This window comes from Weissella bombi, from assembly GCF_900094835.1.
GTDB lineage: Bacteria > Bacillota > Bacilli > Lactobacillales > Lactobacillaceae > Weissella > Weissella bombi.
Genome location: NZ_FMAO01000010.1, coordinates 56,396 through 66,482, shown reverse-complemented (window position 1 = coordinate 66,482; position 10,087 = coordinate 56,396). Strand labels below are relative to the sequence as shown.

Genomic DNA, 10,087 nt, shown 5'->3' with positions numbered 1-10,087 from the left:
CTGCATTATGTGGCTTGGGCGTTGATATTGATGACGTTCATGATGCATTACGTCAGGTTATCCCAGAAGAATTTGATTTATCCATTGAACAGGTTAATCAGCATGGGATTACGGCGAACCACTTAAAATTACATTTTCATGATGAATCATTGAATAATATCGATAGTGGTGTACATTATCATACACATGGTCATACTCACGAGCACGAGCACGAGCACGAGCACGAGCACGAGCACGAGCACGAGCACGAGCACGAGCACGAGCACGAGCACGAGCACGAACATGCACATGAGCACACGCATGCGCACGGTCATACTCACAGCCATGCACACTATGCAGCAATTAAGGCTAATATTGAAAACAGTGGTTTATCTGATGCTGTTAAGAAGTTGAGTTTGCAATTATTTGAAACGATTGCCCAAGCGGAAAGTAAAATCCATGGTATTCCAGTATCTGATATTGCGTTTCATGAGGTTGGTGCCGTTGATTCGTTAGTTGATATTATTGGTGGCTGTGTTGCATTAGATCGATTGGGTGTTGATGAGATTGTTGCTACGCCGGTTGCAACAGGAACTGGTAAAGTAATGGTAGCGCATGGTCTATATCCGGTTCCAGCGCCTGCAACGCTAGAAATTTTGCAGGGTGTACCACTACAAGACTTTGATATTGCGAGTGAGCTAACAACACCAACAGGAGCCGCAATTATTAAGACGTTTGCAACATCATTTGCGAATAATCTACATGGTACAGTGCTTAAAACTAGCTATGGTGCTGGTACAAAGCAATTTGATCACCCTAACGTGTTACGCGCAGTATTGGTTGAATCAGCTGCACAAGCTGATAAAACAGTAAATCAAATTTGCGAATTAAATTGTGAATTGGATGATATAACGGGCGAAAGTTTGGGTGATTTAATTCAAAGTGTTATGGATGATGGTGCACTAGATATGTACTACACGCCTGTTGTAATGAAGAAGAATCGTCCTGCGTATCAAATAACTTTGTTGTGCAAGGTGCAAGATGCTGATCATTTTAAGAAGCGTTTGTTGGTCGAAACAACGACGTTTGGTGTACGCTCAACGCTAAAAGAACGAGCTATTTTAACACGTGAATATACAGAAATTCCGTTGGGTCAGGGTATGCTAAAAGTTAAGAAGGGTTATTATGAAGGTAAACTTGTAAAAGTAACACCTGAGTACGAATCAATCCATGAATTGGCTAAAGCTAATGAAGTGCCATATAACCAAATGTACAATCGTGCGCTTGGGGCAATTCAAACTGCCTTCGATATTTAAACGTAGAAGTCACGTATATGATGATACTTAAAAGGTTTGTAAATCTATTAATGTTTATTTGGTGGGTTACAGGCCTTTTAATTATGCGATAATTCGGTATTATATAGTAAGGTTGGTTGGGCGAAATGTAATATTTAGGGAGAATTTATGAATAATCGTTATTTGAAACAAACCACATTTATGATGGTTTTGTTATTGGTTTATAATTATGCAGCATCGGTCTGCATTGGATATATTAATAAATATTTGCCACCAGCTTATCAAATTGATACGTCAGGTATATCGGCGTTACTGAACGATTTAAAAGCAAATGGACTACAGTATGGTATGTCGATGGTTGGCTATTTCATAGTGTATTTAGTTTTTGTTATCTTGCTGATTACGGTTGTCTTACATCATTACCAGCAGCTGCATATAAAGACATGGTTACGAAATATACATCGTGTAAAAGTATACGTTTGGATATTTGTTTTATTGCTAATATTACTGCCGCTAAATCAGTTTGGTATGAAGGTTCCAGTTATTAATTACATACCAATTCCAGAAACTTTCGTTAGTATGGTCAGTGGTACGTGGATAAAAATATTCGCAGGTATTATTTATTTCGGTATCTTATTAATCGTATTTAGATTAAAGGATACAATGTATTATTTAATTGTTGAAGATGAAAAATTGAAGCATGCTATCACAAAAAGCTGGCATAAAAATAAGCGTCAATTATTGGCTAGCATAACGTTGATATTATGGTTGGTTGGTCAGTTATTATTGACTGTTGGTATCTTAATGGGCTTGCAATACTTAATTGATTACGTAGGTAATTTAGATATTAGTATCGTGGCAACTAATATATTTATTGCTTGTTTAACAGGAATATTATATTTTGTCACTGCACAGTGGTTATTGATGTTTATGACAGAGTTAACGATACAGATTGATCAAAGACCCAAGGCAAGCATGCAATTGTTAGCGGTTGTTGCTATGGCAGCGACAGGAGGCTTGTCATTAAGTCTATCAAACCGTTTCATCCAAAAGCCGGCAACTTCACAATTTGTAATGGCTCACATGGGTGTGACTTCTGACCATGATGTTCAGAATGCTATTGAAAATTTGCATAAGGTTAGTGTAACTAAACCAGATTATGTTGAAATTGATATTCAACATACCAAGGATGGGGTTTATGTTTTGAGTCATGATGCAACAATTAAAGCAACAAATGGCAAAAAATATAAAATTAGTAACACAAATTGGCAACAGCTACAAAAAGTGACATACAAATCAAATGGTAAGAAAATTAAAGTATCTAACTTTGGTGATTACTTGAATAAAGCTAATCATTTGAATCAACGATTGTTAGTTGAATTAAAAATTAATTCATCAATTAGTAATCAAGAATTGAAAGATTTTGTGCATGAATATGGACCGGCTATGCAAGAAAATGGGTCACAGATACAGTCATTAAATCAAAATGCTTTAAAGCGGTTAGCACGTTATACAGATATTACTGGTGGTTTGCTTTCACCGTTAAATAATACGATGAATCGGGATAAAACTAATCAGTTTTATGCGTTAGAGTATTCGAGTGTTGAACCTAAAACAAGCCAACGAGCACATCAAGTTGATAAAAAACTATATGCTTGGACGGTTGATGGCCATACCAATGTTATGACCATGTATGCTTATGGTGTGGACGGATTTATTACAAATGAACCTAAAGAGACGCGAGCATATCTAAAGAAGATTACGGAACGACCAAATTATGCGTTGGTAATTTGGCATAGTATGTTATTTGCGAAAACAGATTTTTAACTAATCAAATAAAAGAGCCGTTAGGACAAAAGAAAATGTCCCAACGGCTCTTTTAGTATATAAATGCAATTAATTTAAGCTTTGTGAGCATTGCCGAAAACACTGATACGGTCGGTTAATGCTGATTCGATACCTTGAACACCTGTTGCAAGTAACTTACGTGGGTCATAATTTTTTCCTTCTAAATCATGATCCGCTAAAATAAACTCGCGTAGTGCTTCGTGGAAAGCAAGCTGTGCTTCTGAGTTAACATTGACTTTTGAAACACCCATTGAGATAGCAGTTTCAATTTGATCATCTGGAATACCAGAACCACCATGCAAGACGATTGGTACTTTATGACCAACAGCTTCATCAACAGCAGTTGTGATGTTTTGAAGATGGTCTAGATGTAAACCAGTCCAGTTATCAGGGTAAGGACCGTGGATGTTACCAATACCAGCAGCTAAAAAGTCGATACCGGTATTGACCATGGCAACAGCATCTTCAATCGGAGCGATTTCACCATCCCCAATAATACCGTCTTCTTCACCACCAATGGTACCGACCTCAGCTTCAACAGAAATGCCCTTGGCATGAGCTAATTTAACGATTTCTTGTGTTTTGGCAAGATTTTCATCAATTGGTAAATCTGATCCATCAAACATAATTGATGTGAAACCAGCTGCGATAGCTGATTTAGCGGCTTCATAATTACCATGATCAAGGTGAATAGCAATTGGTACGGTAATGTTTAGTTCATCATGTAAATCGTGAACTAGGTCTACAACAGTTTTAAAGCCACCCATATATTTGATAGCACCCATTGAAGCAGCAACGATGGTTGGTGCTTGTTGTTCTTGGGCCACTCTTAGGATAGCTTCAGTCCATTCTAGATTATTTGTGTTAAATGCACCAATTGCGTAGCCGTTCTGGCGAGCATTGGTAATCATGCTTTTTCCTGAAACGATAGTCATTATTATTGTTCCCAGCTTTCTTTTTTAAATTCATCTGTGGCGTGACGGAGCTTGTACTGCGTTTTTTCATTAGCATGAATAATGTCCGTACGCAATGAATCTTCATCGGATTGCGCAATGCTAATTAAAAAGGGTACTAAATCTTCAGTCCAAACTAAGCGGGGATCATAACCGTATTGTAGCCAAAAGCTATCAATTTCTTTATCATCCCAATCGCTTGCGCCATGGTAAGGGCGATCATCAAGTAACATACTAGATGGCATTTTAACGAGATTTTTTTTATGCGTTAAAACGACCTTTTTATAAAATGGACTATTTTCATCATTGCCAAAGTATTCTGTTAACCAATTAATTTTATCTTGCCAAGAACTTGGGTTTTCCCAAGGGGCAGTTGATAAAATATAAAGATCATAATAATTAGCCAATTTAAAAATGCCATCGACGGCACCTGGCAAAGGCTTTAAATCACGGAAAATACCAGGAATTTGATCTGGTTTATTCACATGATATTTTTGAACGTTTTCACTCTCCGCATTTAGGATGGGAAGAGTGTTAACTAATGTATTGTCCATATCGATAAATAATTTTTTGATAATGCCCCTCTTTTCTATGCTTTACGTCATAACATTATTCAGGAAGAGTATACCCCTAAAAAAGTGACTTATCAAGATGAAAATAAAAATGGTATAGTTTTTATTTGACGATTTTTGGGTATTAAAAGTATGTGAAAAGTTTATTTTTGAGAAAAAGAATGTGATTAATAATTATTTTAAGGCTTTTGTGATAACTTTAACGATAGTGAAATGTAAGTAACCTTTTATATTAGATTTATTGCACTGTTGTTGATGTCTAATAAAATGGTATAGGTGGTTTTACGTAGAACGCCTTTTTAGCGTATAATAGTTATTTAACTACGTAGTAATAATTAACATATAGATGAACTTATATGTGATAATAGATATAGTAAGAAATAGGTTATTAGAGGAGTGAACGATGACCGATGAAGAGAGATTACGCCAGTATCAAGATTTATTGAATGCAGGCGCTATTAACCAAGATGAATACGATGATATGACAAAATACCTGCGAGCAAGACTTGAGGAAAAGTCAGAGCTTGATGAGCAGGATGTATCGACAGAAGAAATACCAGAACAAGTAGATGATAAATCAGCACCTGAAGAAGAGGTTGTCGCAGATACTGTTCCTACTGAAGATGATAAAGAGTCAATGCCTGATGAGAAAAATAGTAAAGCTGTTGATGAGCATAAGAAACCGATTGTTTTGATGCCTAAACAGGCAGAAAAAAAGGCTGCACCAAAGCAGGCTAAAAAGAAAGCTGTACCGTCACGCGCGGCACGGACTGTAAGTACTGCTAAAGAAACGAATAAGGCGCCTAAGAAAAATTATGACTTACTAATTGCAGTAGTTGTTGTGCTAATTGTTTTGATTGGTGGGGGCATTATTGTGACGCATCATAGTCAAAAGAACGCCCAGATTGGTACGGAAAACGTGAAGAAGGAAACTAGTAAAAAAGCTTCTTCATCATCGTCTGCTGTAAAGAAGTCTTCTAGTGCTAAATCAGAGAAGAAATCAAGTAGTGAAAAGGAAACTGTACCAGCACAATGGTCAGACTCGCAAAGCAGTGAATTAGCAGATTATATGAAAATTTGGCAGACAGCTGTTGGACAAGACTTTGTCGGTACCTATAATGGTGATACGCCACAACATTTAGATTATAAGTTCCCTGATGCGCTTAAAGATGGTCAATTAAAGGATCATTTAAAGCTTGATGATAAGAAGGTGGACTTTACGTGGTCGCCTAAAGCGGATAAAAAAGCTGACTATCAAGTAGTGGCTGTTGCAACGGGTTCACGACAAGGTGTCGATACACCAACTTCTTATTTCTTTGTTATTCATGAAGGTAAGGGTGTTGTGTACGCAACAGAAACAGCTAGTGGCAAGGATTTGACACTGACTGAGACGCAAAATGCTGATTTAAAGAACAATTTTGCTAATATTGTTGCAGAATCACAGAGTACAGATACTTCAGAAGCAAGTGAAGAACCACAAGAAGATGTCACAATTAGTGACGATGCTACGGTTACAGAATATTAAAAATTAGATATACCTCAAAAGTTAAGGTGAAAGCCCAAACTTTTGAGGTATTTTCTATAAAATGGTAGATAGGTGGATTCTTTACGAAATGTGCTAAAAAGCATATACTTACTTTTAGTAAACTGAAAATAACGGAAAGATGATTGATAAAAATGCAAAAAGTAAAGTATGAGATTAAACATTTAACCATGCGTGTTGTGGATGAACAACGGACACGGGTATTTTATGAAAAAGTATTAGGCCTTGTTGACGTACAATCTGATGATAAAGAAATTAATTATGCCTTTCGTAAAGGTGAGAAACCATTTTTAACGATGCTGTTAGGTGGTAAAGCGCAAACTGTAGCGCAGACTGGTTTATATCATATGGCTTTGCTTTTTCCTAATGCGGCTGAATTAGCATCACTTTTGCATCGTCTATTAACTTTGCAGATTCCAGTAGGTGGTGGCGACCATTCGGTTAGTGAAGCGTTGTATATTAATGACTTTGAAGGTAACGGTATTGAGCTATATCATGATCGTGATGCGGCTGGCTGGGAGTGGCAAGATGGATTAGTTACAATGGGCACCGATGAGGTTGATGGGGATAAGCTGTTAGCCCAAAAACAACATGATTGGACGGGATTCCCAGTGGGGATGCAGATCGGTCATTTGCATTTTATGGGTAACAATTTAGCAAATGCTGACAAGTTCTTTATGAAATTTTTGCAAATGGATCTTGTTTCAAAAATGTCGACGTCTGCTCATTTTTATTCAAATAATCATTATCACCATCACCATGCGGTTAATTTATGGCAAAGTGAAAACAGTGCGTTGAGACATTTAGATGAAGCGGGCTTGATTAATTGGTCCGTGCTTGTTGATCAAAACTATTTTGATTTACTGACAAAACGAGTAGAGTTGCTACCCGGCGTCTTGTTGATTGATACACAACAAATTAAAGTGACTGATTCGATGGGGACAACTTTATCAATAACGCATGATTAACTATCATATTAGTATTTTTAACTATTTAATTATGAATACAGCTTATTAGACAATTTACTGATAATTATGGTAATCTGTGCATAAAGAAAACGACTTATAATTTATCATTATTTTTAATAAGTGATGTTCTTTTAGAAAGAGGGATATAAACAATGGCAACGATTTATGATTTTACAGAAACTGAGATGAGTGGTAAGACAATTAATTTGAAAGATTATGAAGGTAAAGTTGTTATTATTGTAAATACTGCAAGTAATTGTGGCTTAGCACCACAGCTTGAAGGATTAGAAACTTTATATAAGGAACATAAGGATGATGGTTTGGTAGTGTTGGGATTACCATCTAACCAATTTAAGCAAGAACTTGATAGCGATGAAGAAGCTAATGAATTCTGCCAAGTACACTATGGTGTAACTTTCCCAATGACACGTCGTGTGATGGTTAATGGAAAAGATGAAGATGAATTGTTTACGTATTTAAAAGAGCAATCAGGAAACGGTGCAATTAAGTGGAATTACACAAAGTTTTTGGTTGGGCGTGATGGTAAATTGATTCGTCGTTATGCACCAATTACAAAACCTGAAAAAATGACGGATGATGTACTAGCCGCTTTAAATGATTAGTTTGCACCGTATCTTTGTATAAAATAGAACAAACTGTAAAAGCAGTTACATAGATTTTTGTAATTTATGTAACTGCTTTCATGTTAAAACAATCACATAAAACAGTTATTAAATAAAAGTCCTGTATTTGGGACTTTTATTGTTTCGTATATGAATAGTGTTGTGGTTGCTTACCTATAATATGAGCGATAGAATGTACTTGTTGATAAGAAGTTTCACAAAATATTTATTGATTGTTTTGGTATATAATTTATAATAAATACACTATTTGGGGGTATTAACATGAAGGCAGCAGTTTGGCATGGCGTAAAAGACATTCGAGTAGAAGATGTAGATTTAAAGCCAGCACAAGATAACGAAGTGGTTGTTCGCGTTGCTTACGCAGGTATCTGTGGAAGTGATTTGCATGAGTACTTAGAAGGACCCGTCTTCATTCCAGTTGACCGAGTAGATGAGTTAACTGGTGGTGAAGCACCATTAACAATGGGACATGAGTTCTCAGGTGTCATCGAATCTGTTGGTAAGGATGTTAAGAATTACAAGGTTGGGGATCATGTATCAGTCAACCCAACTGTTACACATGGAGAATCTCCAGATGATGTAGATGTTTATGATGGTTATAGCTTTATTGGTTTGAGTTGTGATGGTGGTTTTGCTGCTCACGTAAATGTACCAGAATCTAACTTGTATGCTTTGCCAGAAGACTTTTCATTACAATTAGCTGCTACTATCGAACCAACGGCCGTTGCAGTGCAAGCTGTTAAGGAAGGTGGCTTGAAGTTTGGACAAAAGGTTGCCATCTTCGGTGCTGGTCCAATTGGGGTATTAGTAGCCGCTGCAGCTAAGGCAGCTGGTGCAACTAAGATTGTGGCTGTTGATTTGTCAGCAGTCCGTTTGGAAAAGGCATTGACAATGGGTGCAACTGATGTTGTTAACCCTAGCGAAGTTGACGATCCAGTAGCTAAGGTACGTGAAATCTTAGGTGGCGGTGCTGATGTATCATTTGAGGTGGCTGGTGTACAACCAACGTTTGAACAAGCTATTTCAGTAACTAAGGCCCGTGGAACAGCAGTTATTGTTTCAATCTTTGCTCACCCAATTACATTTGATCCAATGCAATTGATGAATGCTGGGGTTAAGTTAACATCAACGATTGCTTACTCACGTGAGACATTCCAACAAACTGTTGACTTGGTAAGCTCAGGACAAATCAATGTTGAGCCTGTTATTACAGATATGATTGATTTGGATGATGTTGTTGAAAAGGGATTTGATCGCCTATCATCTGATAAGTCACAAGCTAAGATCTTGATTGATTTAACTAAAGAAGATTAATATAAAGAAAACGCATGCGGTTTAGAATCGCGTGCGTTTTTTATTTCACTTATTAAAAATAAGTGTTTACAACTTTGTAAAAGTAAGTTAAACTAGTTACAACGACTTAAACGTTGTACATAATTATTAATTTTAAGGAGAATTATCATGACAAAATATGGTGTAATTGTTGGTTCAACTCGTAAGAATTCATACTCATTGGGTGTAGCAGAAGCATTAGTTGCTGGTTTACCAGAAGATGCAGAAGTTACTTACTTGGATATTGCAAAGCTACCTTTGTACAACCAAGATTATGATGAAAACTCACCAGTAGAATATACTGAATTCCGTGATGCTGTTAAAGCACAAGATGCATTCATCATGGTAACACCAGAGCACAACCGTAGTGTGCCAGCTGCTTTGAAGAACGCTTTGGATGTTGCTTCACGTCCATGGGGACAAAGCGTTTGGGCAGGTAAGGCAGTATTGCCAGCTTCACAATCAATTTCAAACATTGCTGGTGTTGTAGCACACCACGTTTTGCGTAACTCATTGGACTTCTTGGACATGAAGATTATGCACCAACCAGAATTGTTCATCGGAAACACTGCTGAACTAGCTGATGAAAATGGTAAGATCACTAACGAAGATACTAAGGCATTTTTGGCTAACGTTGCTGGTCAATTTGCAGAATTTGCAAAGAACTAATGCATAATATTTAAACTAAAAACGGTTGGAACAATTTATTTTGTTCCAACCGTTTTTTAGCTCAAATGAATTAATTATAGGTCTGTAAGTTTTATAGCATAAACGCGTTTCAAAAGTCTGAAGTCTCAATGTAACGCAATTGCCGCAATCCTTGTCCTTGGCGTTGCTACGCCCAAAAATTTCGCCAATCACGTTACACACCGGCTTCGAAACGACTTTTGGAACGCTCTCTTTTTTGACAGTCACTAAATAAGTCTGTATAGTTTTTAACGGACTTTTTAAAT

General features: G+C 36.9%; 9 protein-coding genes. 7 read left to right on the top strand and 2 right to left on the bottom strand.

Going from position 1 to position 10,087, the window contains the following annotated elements; all coding sequences use genetic code 11:
- A partial coding sequence (gene larC / locus GA0061074_RS07110; protein ID WP_143699432.1) for a nickel pincer cofactor biosynthesis protein LarC occupies window positions 1-1,295 on the top strand: 1,295 nt, incomplete at its 5' end.
- A 147-nt stretch (window positions 1,296-1,442) separates the two neighbouring features.
- The gene (locus GA0061074_RS07105; RefSeq protein WP_092463247.1) at window positions 1,443-3,101 is read left to right on the top strand and encodes a glycerophosphodiester phosphodiesterase family protein; all 1,659 of its coding nucleotides are present in this window, start codon (window positions 1,443-1,445) and stop codon (window positions 3,099-3,101) included.
- 74 nt (window positions 3,102-3,175) lie between these two features.
- On the opposite strand, the gene fba is transcribed toward GA0061074_RS07105, so the two are convergent.
- Entirely contained in the window at window positions 3,176-4,057 is an 882-nt protein-coding gene (fba, locus tag GA0061074_RS07100) for a class II fructose-1,6-bisphosphate aldolase (protein WP_092463245.1), read from the bottom strand.
- A 2-nt stretch (window positions 4,058-4,059) separates the two neighbouring features.
- Window positions 4,060-4,629, bottom strand: coding sequence for a 5' nucleotidase, NT5C type (locus GA0061074_RS07095; RefSeq protein ID WP_092463243.1), 570 nt, complete (start codon window positions 4,627-4,629; stop codon window positions 4,060-4,062).
- Window positions 4,630-5,050: 421 nt separating this feature from the next.
- On the opposite strand from GA0061074_RS07095, the gene GA0061074_RS07090 reads away from it, so the two are divergent.
- From GA0061074_RS07090 to GA0061074_RS07070, 5 genes are all read left to right on the top strand, one after another.
- The gene (locus GA0061074_RS07090) at window positions 5,051-6,172 is read left to right on the top strand and encodes a DUF4767 domain-containing protein (protein ID WP_092463241.1); all 1,122 of its coding nucleotides are present in this window, start codon (window positions 5,051-5,053) and stop codon (window positions 6,170-6,172) included.
- 152 nt (window positions 6,173-6,324) lie between these two features.
- Window positions 6,325-7,158 (top strand): VOC family protein, encoded by an 834-nt coding sequence (locus tag GA0061074_RS07085; RefSeq protein WP_092463239.1) that lies wholly within the window; start codon window positions 6,325-6,327, stop codon window positions 7,156-7,158.
- 152 nt (window positions 7,159-7,310) lie between these two features.
- Window positions 7,311-7,781 (top strand): glutathione peroxidase, encoded by a 471-nt coding sequence (locus GA0061074_RS07080; protein WP_092463237.1) that lies wholly within the window; start codon window positions 7,311-7,313, stop codon window positions 7,779-7,781.
- Between the two features lie 282 nt (window positions 7,782-8,063).
- Window positions 8,064-9,116, top strand: a complete 1,053-nt coding sequence (locus GA0061074_RS07075) for a 2,3-butanediol dehydrogenase (protein WP_092463235.1) — start codon at window positions 8,064-8,066, stop codon at window positions 9,114-9,116.
- Between the two features lie 147 nt (window positions 9,117-9,263).
- Window positions 9,264-9,803, top strand: a complete 540-nt coding sequence (locus GA0061074_RS07070; protein WP_092463233.1) for an NADPH-dependent FMN reductase — start codon at window positions 9,264-9,266, stop codon at window positions 9,801-9,803.
- Window positions 9,804-10,087 lie beyond the last annotated feature (284 nt).

Excerpts from the sequence above, each read along its gene's own strand:
- GA0061074_RS07090 (WP_092463241.1), top strand. The coding sequence starts at position 5,051 with ATGACCGATGAAGAGAGATTACGCCAGTATCAAGATTTATTGAATGCA.
- GA0061074_RS07075 (WP_092463235.1), top strand. The coding sequence starts at position 8,064 with ATGAAGGCAGCAGTTTGGCATGGCGTAAAAGACATTCGAGTAGAAGAT.
- GA0061074_RS07080 (WP_092463237.1), top strand. The coding sequence starts at position 7,311 with ATGGCAACGATTTATGATTTTACAGAAACTGAGATGAGTGGTAAGACA.
- GA0061074_RS07085 (WP_092463239.1), top strand. The coding sequence starts at position 6,325 with ATGCAAAAAGTAAAGTATGAGATTAAACATTTAACCATGCGTGTTGTG.
- GA0061074_RS07105 (WP_092463247.1), top strand. The coding sequence starts at position 1,443 with ATGAATAATCGTTATTTGAAACAAACCACATTTATGATGGTTTTGTTA.
- fba (WP_092463245.1), bottom strand. The coding sequence starts at position 4,057 with ATGACTATCGTTTCAGGAAAAAGCATGATTACCAATGCTCGCCAGAAC.
- GA0061074_RS07095 (WP_092463243.1), bottom strand. The coding sequence starts at position 4,629 with ATGGACAATACATTAGTTAACACTCTTCCCATCCTAAATGCGGAGAGT.
- GA0061074_RS07070 (WP_092463233.1), top strand. The coding sequence starts at position 9,264 with ATGACAAAATATGGTGTAATTGTTGGTTCAACTCGTAAGAATTCATAC.